This is a genomic window from Paenibacillus crassostreae (assembly GCF_001857945.1).
GTDB lineage: Bacteria > Bacillota > Bacilli > Paenibacillales > Paenibacillaceae > Paenibacillus_AQ > Paenibacillus_AQ crassostreae.
Genome location: NZ_CP017770.1, coordinates 1,139,896 through 1,158,894, shown reverse-complemented (window position 1 = coordinate 1,158,894; position 18,999 = coordinate 1,139,896). Strand labels below are relative to the sequence as shown.

16 protein-coding genes and 1 other annotated feature (1 of these 17 only partly in view) are annotated in these 18,999 nt (G+C 39.8%); of the genes, 14 read left to right on the top strand and 2 right to left on the bottom strand.

The window, feature by feature from the left end; all coding sequences use genetic code 11:
* Nucleotides 1-156: a binding site (T-box leader), on the top strand (it extends 66 nt beyond the left edge of the window).
* A gap of 88 nt (nt 157-244) precedes the next feature.
* Entirely contained in the window at nt 245-2,680 is a 2,436-nt protein-coding gene (gene leuS, locus LPB68_RS05695) for a leucine--tRNA ligase (RefSeq protein ID WP_068659361.1), read from the top strand.
* Here the strand turns inward: leuS and comER are convergent.
* Complete coding sequence (gene comER / locus LPB68_RS05690; RefSeq protein WP_068659363.1) at nt 2,661-3,506, bottom strand: late competence protein ComER; 846 nt, start codon at nt 3,504-3,506, stop codon at nt 2,661-2,663. The two genes, leuS and comER, sit on opposite strands and share 20 nt — an antisense overlap.
* A 178-nt stretch (nt 3,507-3,684) precedes the next feature.
* Here comER and LPB68_RS23345 point away from each other — a divergent pair, with 178 nt between their 5' ends.
* From LPB68_RS23345 to holA, 6 genes are all read left to right on the top strand, one after another.
* Nucleotides 3,685-4,221 carry a ComEA family DNA-binding protein gene (locus tag LPB68_RS23345; protein ID WP_068659366.1) on the top strand — a complete coding sequence of 179 codons (537 nt, stop codon included), beginning with the start codon at nt 3,685-3,687 and terminating at the stop codon, nt 4,219-4,221.
* A gap of 37 nt (nt 4,222-4,258) precedes the next feature.
* Complete coding sequence (locus tag LPB68_RS05680; RefSeq protein ID WP_099458701.1) at nt 4,259-4,777, top strand: deoxycytidylate deaminase; 519 nt, start codon at nt 4,259-4,261, stop codon at nt 4,775-4,777.
* Nucleotides 4,778-4,916: 139 nt separating this feature from the next.
* The gene (locus LPB68_RS05675) at nt 4,917-7,454 is read left to right on the top strand and encodes a DNA internalization-related competence protein ComEC/Rec2 (protein ID WP_232510254.1); all 2,538 of its coding nucleotides are present in this window, start codon (nt 4,917-4,919) and stop codon (nt 7,452-7,454) included.
* A gap of 109 nt (nt 7,455-7,563) precedes the next feature.
* A complete protein-coding gene (locus LPB68_RS05670; RefSeq protein WP_068659371.1) occupies nt 7,564-8,112 on the top strand; it encodes an RNA polymerase sigma factor in 549 nt (182 codons plus the stop codon).
* Nucleotides 8,109-9,347 carry an anti-sigma factor family protein gene (locus LPB68_RS05665; protein WP_068659373.1) on the top strand — a complete coding sequence of 413 codons (1,239 nt, stop codon included), beginning with the start codon at nt 8,109-8,111 and terminating at the stop codon, nt 9,345-9,347. The genes LPB68_RS05670 and LPB68_RS05665 overlap by 4 nt, the downstream gene beginning before the upstream one ends.
* Before the next feature lie 293 nt (nt 9,348-9,640).
* A complete protein-coding gene (gene holA, locus LPB68_RS05660; RefSeq protein WP_068659375.1) occupies nt 9,641-10,660 on the top strand; it encodes a DNA polymerase III subunit delta in 1,020 nt (339 codons plus the stop codon).
* Between the two features lie 84 nt (nt 10,661-10,744).
* Here the strand turns inward: holA and rpsT are convergent, their stop codons facing one another.
* On the bottom strand, nt 10,745-11,017 hold the full coding sequence (rpsT, locus tag LPB68_RS05655) for a 30S ribosomal protein S20 (RefSeq protein WP_068659377.1): 273 nt from the start codon (nt 11,015-11,017) through the stop codon (nt 10,745-10,747).
* Nucleotides 11,018-11,175: 158 nt separating this feature from the next.
* Here rpsT and gpr point away from each other — a divergent pair, with 158 nt between their 5' ends.
* The 7 genes from gpr (at nt 11,176) to hrcA (ending at nt 18,990) form a co-directional block, all read left to right on the top strand.
* The gene (gene gpr / locus LPB68_RS05650; protein WP_068659379.1) at nt 11,176-12,177 is read left to right on the top strand and encodes a GPR endopeptidase; all 1,002 of its coding nucleotides are present in this window, start codon (nt 11,176-11,178) and stop codon (nt 12,175-12,177) included.
* Between the two features lie 124 nt (nt 12,178-12,301).
* Entirely contained in the window at nt 12,302-13,576 is a 1,275-nt protein-coding gene (locus tag LPB68_RS05645; protein WP_068659381.1) for a stage II sporulation protein P, read from the top strand.
* Between the two features lie 29 nt (nt 13,577-13,605).
* Nucleotides 13,606-14,031: a hypothetical protein gene (locus LPB68_RS05640; RefSeq protein ID WP_068659383.1), complete on the top strand. Its 426-nt coding sequence runs from the start codon at nt 13,606-13,608 to the stop codon at nt 14,029-14,031.
* 110 nt (nt 14,032-14,141) lie between these two features.
* Nucleotides 14,142-15,956, top strand: coding sequence for a translation elongation factor 4 (gene lepA, locus LPB68_RS05635; RefSeq protein ID WP_068659385.1), 1,815 nt, complete (start codon nt 14,142-14,144; stop codon nt 15,954-15,956).
* Between the two features lie 158 nt (nt 15,957-16,114).
* Entirely contained in the window at nt 16,115-17,314 is a 1,200-nt protein-coding gene (gene hemW, locus LPB68_RS05630; RefSeq protein ID WP_068659387.1) for a radical SAM family heme chaperone HemW, read from the top strand.
* A gap of 74 nt (nt 17,315-17,388) precedes the next feature.
* Nucleotides 17,389-17,850: an N-acetyltransferase gene (locus LPB68_RS05625; RefSeq protein WP_068659389.1), complete on the top strand. Its 462-nt coding sequence runs from the start codon at nt 17,389-17,391 to the stop codon at nt 17,848-17,850.
* A gap of 108 nt (nt 17,851-17,958) precedes the next feature.
* Nucleotides 17,959-18,990 carry a heat-inducible transcriptional repressor HrcA gene (gene hrcA / locus LPB68_RS05620; protein WP_068659391.1) on the top strand — a complete coding sequence of 344 codons (1,032 nt, stop codon included), beginning with the start codon at nt 17,959-17,961 and terminating at the stop codon, nt 18,988-18,990.
* Nucleotides 18,991-18,999 lie beyond the last annotated feature (9 nt).

Genomic DNA, 18,999 nt, shown 5'->3' with positions numbered 1-18,999 from the left:
CGGTTGATAGATTGAAACGAACTTGCCTCGGAGTCATGATATGAATATAAAATATCATCGTCTTACCCGCGTTAAGGGTTCAAAGTGAGTGGAAGACAAAGAATGTATTCCGCTAACTAGGGTGGTACCACGGGAATCTAACCTCTCGTCCCTAGCGATCAAACGCTAAGGATGAGAGGTTTTTTGATGAGGTAAAAGGTTTTGAAGAATGATTATACACGTTAATGAAGGAGGAATTTTAGTCATGAGTGAACAACAAGGGCAAGGCTATCAACCACAAGCGATTGAGCCGAAATGGCAACAATATTGGGAAGAACATCAAACTTTTAAAACAGGTGAGGATCCTACTAAACCTAAATTTTATGCGTTGGATATGTTTCCTTATCCATCTGGTGCTGGTCTTCACGTGGGTCATCCAGAGGGGTATACAGCTACAGACATCGTATCTCGCTATAAACGCAAGCGTGGTTATAATGTTCTACATCCCATGGGTTGGGATGCATTCGGTCTACCCGCAGAACAACATGCTTTAGATACGGGTGAACATCCAAGAGAAATTACAGTAAAGAATATTGATAATTTCCGTCGTCAGATTAAATCTTTAGGATTCTCATATGATTGGGATCGTGAGATCAGCACAACGGATCCGGATTATTATAAATGGACACAATGGATATTTATTCAGTTGTTTAATAAAGGACTCGCCTATGTAGCAGAAGTACCTGTCAATTGGTGCCCAGCGTTAGGAACAGTTTTAGCGAATGAAGAAGTGATTAATGGATTAAGTGAACGTGGCAACCATCCTGTCGTTCGTAAACCTATGAGACAATGGATGCTGAAGATTACTGAATATGCTGACCGTCTATTGGATGATTTAGAAGAGTTGGATTGGTCTGAGAGCATAAAGGATATGCAGCGCAACTGGATTGGTAAATCTAAAGGAGCAGAAGTGAGATTTGATATTCAAGGTCATGACGCTCATCTAGCTGTGTTTACAACAAGACCAGATACGCTATTCGGTGCAAGTTACTGTGTCCTAGCTCCAGAACATGAATTGGTCGAACGCATAACGACACCAGGGCAATTAGAAGCAGTTGAAGCTTATAAAACGCAGGCTTCACATAAGAGTGATCTAGAACGGACTGATCTGGCGAAGGATAAAACAGGTGTCTTTACTGGATCTTATGCAATAAATCCAGTCAATGGTGCGAAGATGCCGATCTGGATCGCAGATTATGTCCTTGCTGGATATGGAACAGGAGCTATCATGGCTGTTCCAGGGCATGATACACGTGACTGGGAATTTGCGAAGCAGTTCGGATTGGATATTATCGAAGTGGTCAAAGGTGGAAATGTAGAAGAGGAAGCATATAGTGGAGACGGAGAGCATGTGAACTCTGAATTGCTGAATGGTCTACACAATGCAGAAGCAATCGCAACAATGATTTCTTGGTTAGAAGACAATGGTAAAGGCGAAGGTAAAATCACATATCGCCTGCGTGATTGGTTGTTTAGCCGTCAAAGATATTGGGGAGAGCCTATTCCTATCTTGCATCTAGAAGATGGAACCATGAAGACTGTTCCGGTGGATCAATTACCACTTGTTCTACCAGATGTAGAACATATCAAGCCTTCAGGTACTGGAGAATCGCCATTAGCTAATGTGCTCGATTGGGTAGAAACAATAGACCCTGAGACCGGGATGAAAGCTCGCCGTGAGACGAATACAATGCCTCAATGGGCTGGAAGTTGCTGGTATTATCTACGTTTCATTGATCCGCATAACGATCAAGAGCTTTGTGCTAAGGATAAGCAACAACAATGGCTTCCGGTCGATCTTTATATTGGTGGAGCGGAACATGCAGTACTACACTTACTATATGCTCGATTCTGGCATAAAGTTTTGTATGATCTGGGCATAGTGGATACGAAAGAGCCTTTCCATAAGCTTGTGAACCAAGGAATGATTCTAGGTACGAATAATGAGAAAATGAGTAAATCTCGTGGTAATGTCGTGAATCCAGATGAAATCGTAGAAGGTTATGGCGCGGATACACTCCGTATATACGAAATGTTTATGGGACCACTTGAAGCGACTAAACCTTGGAGTATGAATGGTGTAGAAGGTAGCCATCGTTTCCTTGCACGAGTATGGCGTTTGTTCATAAATGACGAAGGTAACCTCAACGGTAAGATTGTTGACGGTGAAGGTAGTGATGAATTCAAAAAAATATGGCATAAAACGATCAAAAAAGTTACCGAAGATTTCGAAAACTTACGATTTAATACAGCGATCAGTCAATTAATGATTTTTGTTAATGAAGCGTACAAAACTGAACAATTACCGCGCTCAAGCGTAGAACAATTTGTGCAACTTCTATCCCCATTGGCACCGCACATTTCCGAAGAATTGTGGCAGCGCCTTGGGCATGTTGGTAGCATTTCATACGTAGAATGGCCAACATTTAATGAAGCTTGGACGGTGGATGCTGAGATTGAAATCGTTGTACAGGTAAATGGAAAGATTGTACAACGCGTGATGGTAGCAAAGGATATGGATCAAGAAGCGATGCAGAAGTACAGTTTATCACTTCCTAGTGTTGAGCAGTCTATTGCCGGTAAAGCCATTCGTAAAGTGATTGCTGTTCCAGGTAAATTAGTTAATATTGTGGTCGGTTGATCTTAGGTCCATCGAACAATTTATCTAACTCTTCTAGATCCTCATCATATTTTTGATGTGTTGTCGAAATCAAACGGTGAAAAACGCCATCTAAGCTATGGTTAAGTTGAGATAAAGCTTGTGCGGTTATTCCTCCAGGAACAGCTACCATTTCTTGAAGCTGAGGGGGGGTAACGCCTCCTTGGGTTAACAGTTTACCGGTACCCAGGAGCATCTCACTTGCAAGACAGGTAATCTCCTCGCGGGAACTGCCTGTCATCTCTACCGCAGCATCGATCCATTTGGTTAAGAAAAAACTAATAAAAGCAGGCCCGCAGCTGGAAAAATCAGAGTTAATGCGTGCCTGCGATTCTTTTATTTCCATAGGTTTGCTGATGTATGAGAGAAGATCATGTAGAATTTGCTTATCCTTCTCATCAAGACGGTTACCATACATAACTAATGAAGCACCACTACCGATCTTATGCGTAACACTTGGAATGATTTTTGCAATTTTGCAATCAAGACTATTTTCCAGATGAGATATTTGCACAGGGCTTGTAATAGATACGATTAGCTGATTGGGTCGAACATCGTTTTTGATTTCTTGAATTAATGAAGCGAATTGAAGTGGTTTAACACATACGAATATTACATCACTGCATCTTACAGTCTGAATATTGTTACGACATATGTTTAGACCTTCGTGACGCTCAGAGAGAACGAGAAGCTTTTTCAGAGTGCGATTACTTATGAAAAGTTGATGAGGTTGCAGAGCACGAAATTCAATGAAAGCTTCTAATAAGACGCTTCCCATACTGCCAGTACCTATTATTCCTACTTTCATTAAGACAATCCCTCCTTTCACCATATTGTTGTTTCATGACATATTCCTACTTCATAACATATGCGTTAGTACCTTTACCTCATGACGAATTAACAGATCAAATCAAGTGTTTTTAATCTTAATTCTTGTTGATTATGTAAGACGCTAATCCAAATTAAGTATGATGGAGGTGTTGTGAGTGAGACGAACGTACAAACTGCTATTTGTTTTGACAGCTTTTATAAGTAGTGGTTATATATTGTTATCTGGTATAGGTGATCGCGAGGTCATACAAGACTGGGAACCATTGAATGTTCACGTTGCACAAGCTTTAGATGATGATGACGAATTAATACAAAATACGAATAAAAGTAATGTTAGCGAATCCAAATCAACCCCGGAGCAACAAATAGTAGTAGAACAACAATCAGAAACTGAATCCAAGGTGACAAATCTTTCTGAGTCAGAACCTATGTCAGAACCTATGTCAGAATCCGCATCAGAGGCCGTATCAAAGTCCGTATTAGCGGATGTTCCGGATAGCAATAAAATAAATATCAACACAGCGGGTGTGGCAGAATTGATGTCTCTTCCAGGTATTGGGGAGAAAAAGGCACAGGCAATTATAGATTATCGTAATGACAAAGGACCCTTCCGACAAATATCTGACTTGGATCAAGTCAAAGGAATCGGAGTGAAAATGTTGGAGAAAATAGCTTCAAATGTTGAATTGTAGGATAATAATAACTACAAACAATTAAAGAGGAGAGAAGATCATGATAGATACACGAAAAGATTGGGATACGTACTTCATGGATATTGCTTATATGGTATCTACTCGCTCTCGTTGTGGACGTCGACATGTTGGTGCTGTACTTGTGCAAGGAAAGAAATTATTAGGGACAGCTTACAATGGTGCACCAATGGGGATGCCTGATTGTTCAGAGGCAGGTTGTATGATTTCAGAGGAAGTGTCCCTTGTTCAAGTGGATGGGGAAGAAAAGATGGTAAAGAAGCAACGTTGTATACGTACCATCCATGCTGAACAGAACCTATTACTATTCACTGACCGTATAGATCGAGAAGGAAGTACGGTTTATGTAACGGATGAACCATGTTGGACATGCGCGAATATGTTAGCGAATAGTGGGGTTGTTGAGATTGTATTTCACCGTTCATACCCAAAAGATACGGATAAGGTCACTTCGATGCTCAATAGTAAAGAGATCATATTCCGCCAATTGCAATTATACGAACCACCTAATGAAACATTAACAAGTGTATCGAACTAAATAATTTGATGGAGAAAGAATCTCCTTTGCGACTGTTTGTTAACGCAAAGGAGATTCTTTTTTTTGTTTGTTTGCTAAGATGGCTATGTTAAATTTTTGGACGAGAAAGAGCGTGATATGAATGCAAGGGAGACCTCTATTGCTATTTGCAATATGTTGGATCGTAGGAAGTTCAACAGCCTGTTTATATACAGGACATAGATTAGGGTGGATAGGGGTTGGGCTGACGCTTATATTGTTATCTGCTATGGTGCTGTTTCAAGAAAGATGGAGAACCATAGTCATGATCTGGAGTACACTCATCTTATCCGCTGGTTATTGGGAGTGGCATGATTATTCCAATGTCACTACATTACCCGAAGTTATGCAACAGGAGGTATCTGCACTTGCTGGCATAGTTGTCCAAGCTGAAGGTAGAGTGACAACGGCAGTAGAAGTGGACGGGGATCGAGTAAACATGAATATAGATTTGTCTGAAGTTAATTCATCCGTCATATCTGAAAAGGTACTTGTTCAAGTGAAACTCTTAACAGAAGAAGAGCAGCAGGAAGCTATGAGGTGGCAACGTGGAGATCTTGTTAAGATGACTGCTACGCTTGAGATTCCTGCTATTTCTCGTAATTTTGATGGTTTTGATTATCGTAATTATTTGCGTACAAGGGAAATTCACTGGATTCTTAAGGTGAACGGATTGGATAATGTTGAACTTATTCCACCGTCTTCATGGAGTTTGTTATCACTATTTCGCTTAAATGATGTATTGCGAGAGAAGATAGGAACTAAGATTGAAGCGTTATTTCAAGAGCCACATGCAGGGTACATGAAAGGTCTAATTATCGGAATGCAAGATGATGTAGATCCGACAACATATAGCCAATTCTCGCAGTTGGGATTAACCCATATTCTAGCGGTCTCGGGCACACATGTTGCTGTTTATGTAGCCTGTCTATTGATTCTATTATCGTTATTCAGACTGACCCGTGAAACAAAACTAACGATCGTTATTCTACTAGTTCCATGTTATGTACTACTAACTGGGTTCAGTCCCTCTGTTGTTCGCTCTGGTATTATGAGTATGATTGCTTTATATGCCGCAAGACAAGGTTTATTGAAGGATGGACTTCACATTATCAGTGCAGCTGCGTTATTCATGTTGTTATGGAATCCATATTTATTAGTAAATGTGAGTTTCCAACTTTCTTTTATCGTAACTTTAGGACTCATGGTGTATGTTCCACTCATCATGCCAATGCTTTCTAAACTCCCGCGTAAATTTGCGCCTGTATTAGGTGTGACCGTTATTGCTCAATTTGTCTCTTTTCCTTTGACCATATATTATTTCAATCAATTCTCTTTATTATCAGTTGTTGCAAATTTACTACTTGTCCCACTGATTTCTTTTGTAGTCCTGCCGCTAGGAATGGTGTCGTTGGTGCTAGGAATTTTGTGGATGCCATTGGGCAAAGGGCTGGCTTGGGTTGCTCAATGCCTGGATAATGTCACCTTTACCTTCGTAGAATGGATGAATTTACACCAAGCATTTATTACGATATGGCCATCGCCATCTATATTGTGGATTTGTTGTTATTATATATTATTATATGTACTACTTAGGCTCATTAAAATATGGATTGAATACGTTCAGCCGCATCCTATCTACATAGAGGATACCATTCCACTTGACGATGTACTGGTTCCACATCAACAACTAATAAATTCACGATCGAGAAAATTAACATGGAGACAATATATCGTCGCACCACTTGTATTTACATTCGTAATTTTATTATATTTAGGTTATCAATCAGAGTCTTTGAATGGAGCGGGACTCGTATCCTTTGTAGATGTTGGGCAAGGGGATTGTATCCTTATTACAACACCTGAAGGAAAACATATTCTAGTGGATGGAGGAGGAACGATAAACTTCCGAAAGCCAGAGGATTATTGGAAGAATCGAAAGGATCCTTTCGAAGTGGGAGCGAAAGTGGTTGTGCCCTTGTTGAAAAAGCGAGGTGTTCATCAACTTGATGCTGTCATACTTACCCATGGAGATCAGGACCATATGGGTGGCTTACAGGCTGTATTGGATGATATTCCAGTGAAAGCTTTTTTATTTAATGGTACACTTACAGGTGCAGCTAATCAGGAGAACTTATTATCTACGGTTCTGGCAAAAGATATTCCAATCTATGCGATTCATAATACGATGGTCTTGCAGTTAGATGGCAATTCAAAGCTAACTTTCTTATCTCCAGAAATGACGAATGAAGAGCAACAACAATTACCCATTGTTAAAGAACAAAATCATTCATCATTAGTATTTATTGTAGAAATGAATGGTGTTCGGATGCTACTAACAGGAGATATGGATATAGCCAGCGAAATGAATATACTTCATGACAAATTTCAAACAGCTAATGTATTAGAAGGAGTCGATATTATGAAGGTTGCTCACCATGGGAGCAAAACATCAACAGCAGAAGAATGGCTTTCCCAATGGAAAGCAGCAATCGCAGTGATTTCTGCGGGAGTCAATAATTCTTATGGCCATCCCCATTCTGATGTAGTTGCTCGTATTACGGCACAGGGCATGAGGATCTTTCGTACAGATCAACAGGGCGAGATTCAAATGAAGTTTCTTCATGATGATGTATGGGTTAAGAATAAATTGAGGTAATGTTGATCTTGCGAAACTTGTAATGAGGCGGTTGAAAAAAAGAATTGCGAAATGCAACAATATGCTGGTCTTACGCGTCAGTAAGATTACAGGGAGAGGGGGATCCTTTGTGGTGGAGCTTGGACTCATAAGAGCCGCTCAATCGGGCGATCGCGACGCTCTAATCACCCTATTACGTGATATTGAACAACATGTGTATCGTACAGCCTATTATATCCTTAACAATGAACAAGATGCATTGGATGCTGCTCAAGAAGCTTTAATCCGGATTTATACTCGAATTGATTCCTATGAAGAAAAGGCACAATTTAAGACTTGGGTTCAACGGATTGTGACTAACATTTGCATAGATAAATTTAGACGTAATAAACCAACGGTATCCATAGATGAGCATGATTTTGTTTTTCAAGATAAACAGGATGTAGAGCATGTGGTTCTGACATCATATATGGCAGATGATATTCGGGAGGCAATTAATAAACTTCCAGAACATCATAAGAGCGTTGTTGTACTTAGATATTTACAAGATTTCTCCTATAGCGAGATTGCTGAAAGCTTGGATCTTCCATTGAACACAGTGAAATCATATCTATTTAGAGCAAGACAGCAATTACAAAGTCTACTACAAGACTATCAGAAGGGAGGTGTGTCAGGATGAGTTGTTCGGATATGGTAGAAAGCATGCACCGATATTTGGATAACGACCTTAGTGTAGACGAGGAGGCGAAAATGTTAGGACATATTGCCAACTGTCAACGGTGTGCAGACGATTTTCGTATACTTAAGGCACTATCGCACGAATTGGAGGAGCTTCCTCATGTTGTGCCCAAATATAGTTTAGTGGATGCTATTATGCCTCAGCTTGATGCAATAGATCGTGCAAGACATGAGAAATCTTCTTCGGCAGAACAACAAGCTTCAGAAATGATTCCAGTAGTCCCTATAAATATCCATAAGAAACGATTCTTTAATACGAGTATATCAAGAACGTTAATTGGTACAGCTGCTGCTGTTGGGATTATAGGAGTAGCTATCTTTACCTATTCCCCGCAACAATTGTCGGATGCGCAGATTGGATATCAAGAGAAGGTCCCAGCTAACGCAGAGTCAACAGTAAGTTCGGACGATAGATCGATGAAGACTGCTGCTGAGAATGGAACTGAAAATATGGCAGATGATGAAATATTCTCTACAGGAATCGTTGACGAAATATTAACTCCAACAGATGACAAGGGTTCTTTAGAGCAAGAAACTTACGCTATGGAATCTACGAATCCAGAGCTTGATACGGATGCCGATAAAGTTCAGAGTAGTGAATCATCAGGAAATATTAATGAAAAAGAATCACCAGACTCATTGAAACAAGACACAAGTCAAATGAGGTCAGATGAAGCTAATCCCTCTACAGATGAAGTGAAGGAACAACCAATGCAAGAAATGTCTAAAAAGACACAACCGGAGCAATCTGATCTTTTAAAAAATGATGCGGATACTGTGAAAAAAGAGGAAGCGCCATTAGCTGAAGATTCTATAGCACCTAAGATGGACACGGTTCCCAAAAACAGTCGTATTATGAGTGATATTTCAGAGTTTGGTTTACAGGCAGATACACCTACAGCTACAGCTTCTATACCCCTTACATGGGATTCACCAGATGGGACAATGACTGCTGTTCTGGAGAATCATCTGGACAATCAGAAACTAGTGATTTATCGATTGCCAACTGAAACAGAGAGTGAAAAGACTGTTATTCAAAGTGTGGATCTAGCGGGAACTTGGATTGAAGGTGTATGGTCAACAGATAGTACTGTGTTTACTTACCAAGTAGAGTTAAATGGTAAAGTATCGATTCATTCTTATCCTAATGCTGACAAATCGATAACAACACCTTAATATCCCTTCGTAATGAATGCACCATTATCGAAATTGTGAATATGATATATTAAAGTACAATCAGCAGAAACGCAAGTGGATTTTCAGCCATCTAAATAAATGTTGAAACTAAAGTCGTTATGACCACCGTCATGAAAGTTTCTAGAGCTTTTGTTGGTGGTGTTTATATAGATGTGCTGGAACAAGGGAATCTTGAGTGAGAGCTCAAGGTTCCTTTGTTATGGTTGGAAAGTCTTTTTTTTGGTAGAATTGATAAAGATGTTGTTCATTAAAGAAAGAGGGAGGGATCTGCCATGGATATCAAAGCAGCGACGAAAGCGATCAAACATGGAGATGTATCTCCTGTATATCTACTTTATGGATTAGAGAAATACCAAATAAAAGAGTTCACTACCTTATTGGTGGATGAATTAATTCAAAAAGAAGACAGAGATTTTGCTCTTGTGAATTATGATTTAAGTGAAAGTTCCATACAGGATGTAATTGAGGAAGCAGAAACACTGCCTTTTATGGTACCGCGCAAGTTGATTTTTGTCCGAGATGCCTCTGTTTTCACAGCTGGTAAAGAAGGCGGTAAGATTGAACATCGGATTGAGGCACTTTTGGAATATTTGAAAAATCCTGCAGAATACAGCATTTTAATATTTCTGGTGCATCATGAAAAGTTAGACGAGCGAAAAAAAGTAGTCAAGGCGCTGAATTCTGCAGGTATAGTGCTCTCCTTTTCTCCGTTAGGCGGTCACGAGTTAATTGGGTGGATTGAGAGAGAGTCGAAGCAAAGAGGGTGTATATTGGCTACAGGAGCCGCTGACATCCTTATCAGAAACGCAGGTGCGCAGTTGCAGAACTTATCTGCTGAGCTAGACAAGCTTTGCTTATATGTAGGTGCTGGTGGCACGATAGATTCTAATACTGTGGAGCAGTTAGTCTCTCGTAGTACAGAACAGAATGTGTTTGCTCTGGTTGAGAATATGGCTAATTTGAGATTAGAAGAAGCGCTTAGTATCTATTATGAATTACTGAAGCAACGGGAAGAGCCTATCAAAATTGCAGCATTAATAACAAGACAGTTTCGGATCATTCTACAAGTGAAGGAATTAATGGGCCAAAGCTATTCGCAAGCTCAAATTGCATCACAACTTGGACTTCATCCTTATGCGGTCAAGATAGCGGGTGAACAGGCACGAAAATACAAGCCGGATGTTCTGAAGTCTATTTTGAGCAGACTGACAGATTTAGATTACCAAATGAAGACAGGAAGAATAGATAAAGTACTTGGACTAGAACTATTTCTGCTACGACTGGCTGTCTAATGACAGCTAAAAAAGAATGCTAAAAAGTCCTGATCAGCTACCTGCTGTTCAGGACTTTTGCATTTGCCGTATGAATAGCGCATCTTATGCTTGAGCATTAAGGGCGTTAAGTTTTTTCGCCAAGCGAGATTTTTTACGAGCAGCTGCATTCTTGTGGACCAAGCCTTTAGTTACAGCCTTATCCAACTTTTGGGAAGCCAATTGAATAGCAGCATTTGCAGCTTCAACTTCATTATTTGCCAGCGCGTTGTCAGCAGATTTAACAGCTGTACGAAGCGCGGATTTTTGGGAAGCATTGAGCGCACGACGTTTGTCGTTAGTGTTCACACGTTTGATAGCGGATTTGATATTTGGCATTGCATTCACCTCCTGAAAGACATTCGATAGATCGACATACTTCACAACTTAAAATATTTTAGCATGTGACACATTAAAAAGCAATACTTAAAAGGGTTTGTATAAACATCCACTTCCTCTCGCACACTATCACATAAAGAAGAAGGAGGTATATAAAGATGACATTAGATTTGCAAAAATACAACGTTCGTACAGATCTTGCAGTTGATGCTAAGGAAATGGCAGAGATGAGATATAATGCCCCTATTTCCGGGATAGATGAGGAGGTTTCAGAGAATGATGGTATAAAAATTACTCGATTAAATGTGCTTAATGATGAAGGCTCGAAAGCGATTGGTCGTGTAAAAGGTCATTATGTGACCATTGAAGTTCCAGGACTTCGTGGAGGAGATACTGGATTACAGGGCAGAGTGGCTGTGGCATTGGCACGTGAGTTCGAAGACTTCTTAACGTTAATAGGGGTTCAAAAGACGAATACGGTCTTAGTCGTCGGCCTGGGGAATTGGAATGTAACTCCCGATTCGCTTGGACCGCTAGTCGTGGAGAATATGTTAGTTACACGTCATTATTTTGAACTAGTGCCAGATCAGGTTGCCCCTGGATATCGTCAATTAAGTGCAATTGCTCCTGGAGTATTGGGTGTGACGGGGATTGAATCAAGTGAAATTGTACAAGGAATTGTTGATCGTACGAAGCCCGATTTGATCATTGCAGTAGACGCACTAGCTTCCAGATCGCTTGAAAGAGTAAACACCACGATTCAAATTGCTGATATTGGAATTCATCCTGGATCCGGTATAGGTAATAAGCGACGTGGATTAACGAAAGAAATATTGGGTGTGCCTTGCATCGCCATAGGAGTACCAACGGTTTGTTATGCTTCTACAATTGTGAATAATGCTATTGATATGATGAAGAAGCATTTGGATCGAGAAACTAATCATACCCGAGACATTATGGGGATGTTGGATGATATGCAAGAGGATGAACGCCTTGGCTTAGTGAAAGAGGTGTTAGAACCACTAGGACATGACCTTATTGTAACACCAAAAGAAATAGATGAATTTATTGAAGATATGGCCAATATCGTGGCAACCGGTTTGAATGCAGCTTTACATGAAGCAGTAGATCCAACTAATGCTGGAGATTATACACATTGATCCTTAATTAATTGAGAAGAAGGAGCTTCCGAATCTAGCGGAGCTTCTTTTTTGCATTTCTGGTTCTAGTGATTCTCTCTACTTCATAGATTTAAAGTATAAGAGAGTTCAGGAGGATACTAGAATGAAAAGAGAATGGTTTCAAATTTGGAATCTTCATCAATGGAGAGCGAAATGGCTATCGATTCTAACGATGGGACGTACTTTCCTACTTTTGAGTTTTTGCTCAATGATTTTCTTTGTATTGTTGGGTCTGGGAGGAATGGTAGAGTTGAAATATAGCTCATCCCCAGTGTCATCTATGAAAGGATTTGCGTCGTCACTGACTAATGAGCTTTTTGTGGATATGTTGGGAATGGAACTACCCCATTTAAATAATTCTAAAGAATCTTCCACTTTATCCGGTGAAAAAATGATTACATTCGTGTTTCAATTACTAACGAGTGTAAATCCACGTGACCCCAAAAGCTTATTAGCACGAGAATTACCGGGTATGGATAGTAATAATTCTGTTTTACTTCGCAGTGCAACTGGGAATAAGAATATGGAGGGGCCAGAAGACTATCATCCAGATTCTACTAAAGCTGTAGCAAGTGCTAAATCAAATGAAGGATTAAGTATACAAGAACCTGTAACTAAGCCAGAAGGACAGCAGGAACCCCCGGATCAGTTAATACCTACACCAGATACAGCGGGTACTTCTGAATCATCCAATGGGAATAGTGAGGTACTAATCTATCACTCACATCCTCGTGAAGCTTTTAATCCATTAGTAGGTACAGTTAGTACCAATCCTAGTTCGGCAATTCCTAATCAAAATGTGATACAAGTCGGAGATTTTATATCAGCAGAATTGAAAACCAAAGGGGTAAGTGTAATGCATTTGAAAGATGATTACCCTTCTTATATTAAGGACTACAGTTATAAATTTTCTTATAAATATTCACGAGAAGCTGTTAAAACAGCACTTGCACAGAATGATAAAATAACTTATTTGCTCGATATACATCGAGATTCGCAGCGGCATGATAAGACGACTACTGTCATTAATGGCGTGAGTTACGCACAAATGTATTTCATTATCGGTCATGAGAATAAACAATGGCGTCAGAATGAAGCTTACGCAAATTCTATTCATCAACGTCTTGAAGCTACCCACCCAGGAATTTCTCGTGGAATTTGGGGGAAAACAGCTAGTCAAGGGAATGGTGAATATAATCAATCGCTCTCTCCTAATAGCATTATCATTGAAATGGGTGGGATTGATAGTACAAAGGATGAATTGGAGCGCACATCGCGGGTATTGGCTAATATTGTAGCGGATGTATATTTTGAAGATCAGAAAGCTAAGAAAGCAAGTACGGTGAAATCTGATTCGGGAATAAATGGCGGAAGTTAATTTGAATCGAATAACTGAGGAGGGATAATATGTCTCGTTTAAGTAAAAAAATGTGGCTTATTGGAATTTGGACGGGGTTAGGAATTCTCTTAGGCATACAGTTTGCGAATTCAAATGATTCTACAATTTCTCAGTTAGATCAGGTTGTAAAACCCACCGCTACACAAGAAATTTCCTTGCCTGTGCCACAGATCAATCCTAATCCGGAAGTAGCGGGATCATATACCATTACATTTGATCCAATTATTGTAGATGCACAGCAAATTAAATCATTAGATAGGGAGCAGATCGAAGCTCCCAGTTATATAGATGCAACTCCACAGGAGATTTTGCTTCCGCAGAATTCTGAATCATCAGTAGATAAAATAGCAGATAAGACAGCGAATTTATTACAAAAGGCCTCTCAAAAAAGCATTCATTTCGTAGTCTCCTTATTCAACACAATTACGGAGTAAGAATTTGTTTAGGATGTAATCTTATTTTGCAATTGTCTGGGATTGCCCGTATAATCTACAACTGATATAATGAAGTGATTGAAACATCAGGCTGGTTGTGGGGGTAAGGCATGACGGACGTATTTAAGAGACAAAAAAAGATTCGTAATTTTAGTATCATTGCGCATATAGACCATGGTAAATCGACTTTGGCCGACCGTATTCTTGAATATACTGGTGCATTGTCTTCGCGTGAAATGCAAGAACAAGTGCTAGATAAGATGGATCTTGAACGTGAACGAGGTATTACTATTAAGTTGCAAGCTGTAAATCTAACCTATCAGGCAGATGACGGCGAAGAGTATATTCTGAACTTAATTGATACTCCTGGACATGTAGATTTTACTTATGAAGTTTCTAGAAGCCTTGCAGCCTGTGAAGGTGCATTGCTTGTCGTAGATGCTGCACAAGGTATAGAAGCTCAGACCCTTGCTAACGTCTATTTAGCTCTTGATAATAACTTAGAAATTTTACCTGTTATTAACAAGATTGATCTACCAAGTGCAGATCCAGAGCGAGTGAGACAGGAGATCGAGGATGTTATCGGTTTGGACGCAAGCGAAGCTGTATTAGCTTCAGCGAAGTCAGGAATTGGTATCAAGGAGATCTTAGAACAGATCGTTGTTCAGGTTCCATCTCCATCAGGAGATCCTGAGAAACCTCTAAAAGCTTTGATCTTTGACTCACATTATGATGCTTATAAGGGTGTTATCGTCTATATTCGAGTAGTTGATGGTAGTATCAAAGCAGGAATGAAGATTAAAATGATGGCAACCGATAAATCATTTGAAGTAATTGAGGTCGGCGCTTTCATGCCTAGTATGACTATTGTGGATGAACTGAGGGTGGGAGATGTCGGATTTATAGTTGCCGGGATCAAGCATGTAGGGGATACACGTGTAGGGGATACGGTAACGAGTGCGAAGAATCCGACACTAGAAGCATTGCCTGGATATCGGACAATCAATCCGATGGTCTATTGTGGACTATATCCAATTGAGACATCGGAATATGTTGATTTACGTGAAGCGCTAGAGAAACTTCAATTAAATGATGCGTCTTTAAGCTTTGAGCCGGAGTCTTCCAGTGCACTTGGGTTTGGTTTCCGTTGTGGATTCTTAGGACTTCTTCACATGGAGATTATCCAGGAGCGGATTGAACGTGAGTTCAATATTCCACTTATCACAACTGCACCAAGTGTTATCTACCGTATTGCAATGACTAATGGGGAAATCATTCAGATTGACAACCCATCCAATTATCCGGAGATCGGTAAGATTGACCATGTCGAAGAACCTTATGTTAAAGCATCGATTATTGTGCCTAATGACTATGTGGGTATGGTTATGGAACTTTGTCAGAACAAACGTGGAGAGTTCATCAACATGGAGTATCTAGATGCGAATCGTGTAACTATTATTTATGAAGTACCACTTTCAGAGATTGTTTATGATTTCTTTGATAAGTTGAAGTCTGGTACGAAGGGTTATGCATCGTTTGATTATGAAATATCCGGATACCGTAAATCTAATCTTGTCAAAATGGATATTTTACTTAACAATGAACAAGTCGATGCTCTATCATTCATCGTACATCGTGATCGAGCTTTCAATCGCGGACGTATTATTTGTGAGAAGCTTCGTGAGATTATTCCGCGTCAAATGTTTGAAGTGCCCATTCAGGCAACGGTAGGTACAAAAGTAGTTGCTCGTGAAACTGTAAAAGCAATGCGCAAGAACGTATTGGCTAAATGTTACGGTGGCGATATTTCACGGAAACGTAAACTGCTTGAGAAACAAAAAGAAGGTAAGAAACGTATGAAACAGGTCGGAAGTGTTGAAGTTCCACAAGAAGCATTTATGGCAGTATTGAAAATTGACGACTGATCAGCCGACTGTGCTAAATGAAAATTAGAGCAATCTAATCAAAGGGGGGCCGATATGGCTCCCCTTTAATGATACAAAAACAAAGATTATGCTTCCGAAGTAGTTTTTGCGATGCTATTCAGGAAGTAATCCTACAAAAACTTTTAGGAGTTGAAAATATGGCTGAACAACAGCATGAAGTACAGAAAGCACATTTGGGAAGCCGTAAGCCACCACAAGCGGTTTATTTGCATATTCCTTTTTGCACGAATAAGTGTTTTTACTGTGATTTTAATTCATATGTATTAAAGGACCAGCCGGTCATGGACTATTTGATTGCCTTAGATCGTGAAATGGAGTTAACCGTTAAAGAAACACCTCCAGGACAGATTAATAGTATTTTTGTAGGAGGGGGAACTCCGACTGTTCTGAAACCTGATGAAATGAAATATTTCTTAAATTCGGTACGTACTCATTTCCCTGATTGGTCAGATGATATTGAATTTTCGATGGAAGCGAATCCTGGAACTACGGATCTTGAGAAATTAACAGTCATGCGTGAAGGTGGTGTGAACCGTGTGAGTTTCGGTGTCCAAGCTTTCCAGAATGAGTTACTCTCAGGGATTGGGCGGATTCACAATACAGATGATGTCTATCACAGTCTAGAAAATGCTCGCAAAGCTGGGTTTGACAATATGTCAATTGACCTCATGTTCGGACTTCCAAATCAGACGCTAGAAATGCTCTCAGAGAGCGTAACAAAGGCGTTAGAGCTTAATCTGAACCATTATTCTATATATAGCTTAAAGGTGGAGGAGAATACGCTCTTTCATACGATGTATCAGAAGAATCAATTACCATTACCTCATGAAGATGAAGAGCTAAAGATGTACCTTTTATTAATGGACCGCATGAAACAAGCAGGATACAATCAATATGAAATTAGTAATTTTGCGAAACCTGGATTTGGTAGTAGACATAATCTGACGTATTGGCTAAATGAAGATTATTATGGTCTTGGTGCAGGTGCACATGGTTACGTAGGGCGACAACGCCATATGAATATCAAAGGAGTTAATCCCTATGTTGAGGGTGTGCAAAAAGGACTCCCGCGCTTGGATAGCATCCCTATATCGAAAGAAGAAGCCATGGAGGATTTCTTAATGGTTGGGCTTCGAGTGATGGAAGGTATATCTAAGGCTCATTTTGAAGAGCAGTTCGAGGAGCAGATGGATGTTATTTTCGCTAAACAATTAAAAAAGATGCTAAATGTTGGTCTCCTAGAATCAACGCAAGCGGGGTATCGATTAAGCGAACAAGGGATATTATTTGGGAATGATGTATTTGGTGAATTTGTAGGATCAATAACGGGACATTAATATCTTGAACTTTTATACGTGTTGTTGTATATTTATTCATATTATATTGCAACATGTGTAAGGAGGAGAGTGGGATGTCGGCTGTATGCAGAAAAGCATCACCTGAAGATATTGATTATCTTGTTGAGATGATTCAGGGTTATGCTGAAAAGGGAATTATGCTCCCACGTTCTCGCAAGGTACTGGAGAAGCAAATGGATCAGTTTCTTGTAGCGGAAGTTGAAGGTCAGATTGTTGGTTGTGGATCATTATGCCAACTTGGGAATGACCTGGTTGAAATACGTTCGTTAGGCATAGCTGAAGATTATAAAGGTAAGGGGATTGGGTCTTTACTTGTGTCTGCTTTAACAGAAGAAGCAAGACAACAGCAAATTCCTAAGATCATGGCCTTAACATATGCAGTTTCTTTTTTTACTAAGAATGGGTTTGACGTGGTAGAGAAAGAAATATTTCCGGAAAAGGTGTGGACTGACTGCGTTTTTTGTAGTAAACAACATTGTTGTGATGAGATAGCTGTCCTTAAGATACTGAACTGACTTGACAACGATTAGGTCAGTTTGGTATTTTTGTATTAGCGGTTAGCACTCAACGCTTGTGAGTGCTAACGATGTTTTGAATAAACTTGCTGCGAGGAGGGGAAGGAATTGTTAACTGAACGTCAAAGAATGATATTGAATGTTATTGTTGACGATTATATTCGTTCTGCCGAACCTGTCGGTTCTCGCAGCATCTCTAAGAGGGCCGATGTAGGGTATAGTCCAGCAACAATCCGTAATGAAATGGCGGATCTTGAGGAATTGGGATTTCTTGAACAACCTCATACTTCCGCTGGTCGAATTCCATCGAATAAAGGTTATCGTTATTATGTAGACCATATGGCTCATTGGGTTGCAATTGATCCTATTGAACGAAATAAGATTAGATCTTTTTATGCTGATAAATTAAATGCGATGGAACAAGTCATCCAACAATCAGCAATGATTCTTTCTCATATGACCAATTATACGTCAATTCTATTAGGACCAGAAGTATTCCACACATCGCTACGACACTTCCAACTTCTGCCACTTAATGAAACAACTGCGGTTGCTATTATTGTAACTAGTACAGGACAAGTTGAAAATAAGACGGTAGCTATACCACCAGGAGTATCTGTTTCAGAAATGGAGAAAGTGGTGAATCTGCTTAATAGTAAACTTGTAAATGTTCCATTATATAAGCTGAAATCCCGTTTGTATTCTGAACTTGCAGAAGAACTGGAGAGATACACGTCCCATTATGAGGAATTACTTGTTGTTCTGGATTCAGTATTGGGTAATGAGAATGAACACCATGTTTACCTTAGTGGTACGACGAATATGCTTACGCAACCGGAGTTCAGAGATGTAGATAAGGTGAAGAACATTCTAGATCTTCTGGAAGAAACACCTACACTGATGAAGATGATGAATCCGATTGCTAGTGGAAGTGGGATTCATGTGAAGATCGGTACAGAAAATGATCATGAAGCATTTGCTGATTGTAGTCTTATTACAGCGACATATTCTTTAGAAGGAAAGTCCTTAGGTACGATAGGAATATTAGGACCTACTAGAATGGAGTATGGTAGAGTGATGAGTATTCTGGGAGTGATATCGAAGGATTTGACAACGTTATTGTCACATTGGTACAAATAGGGAGTGGAG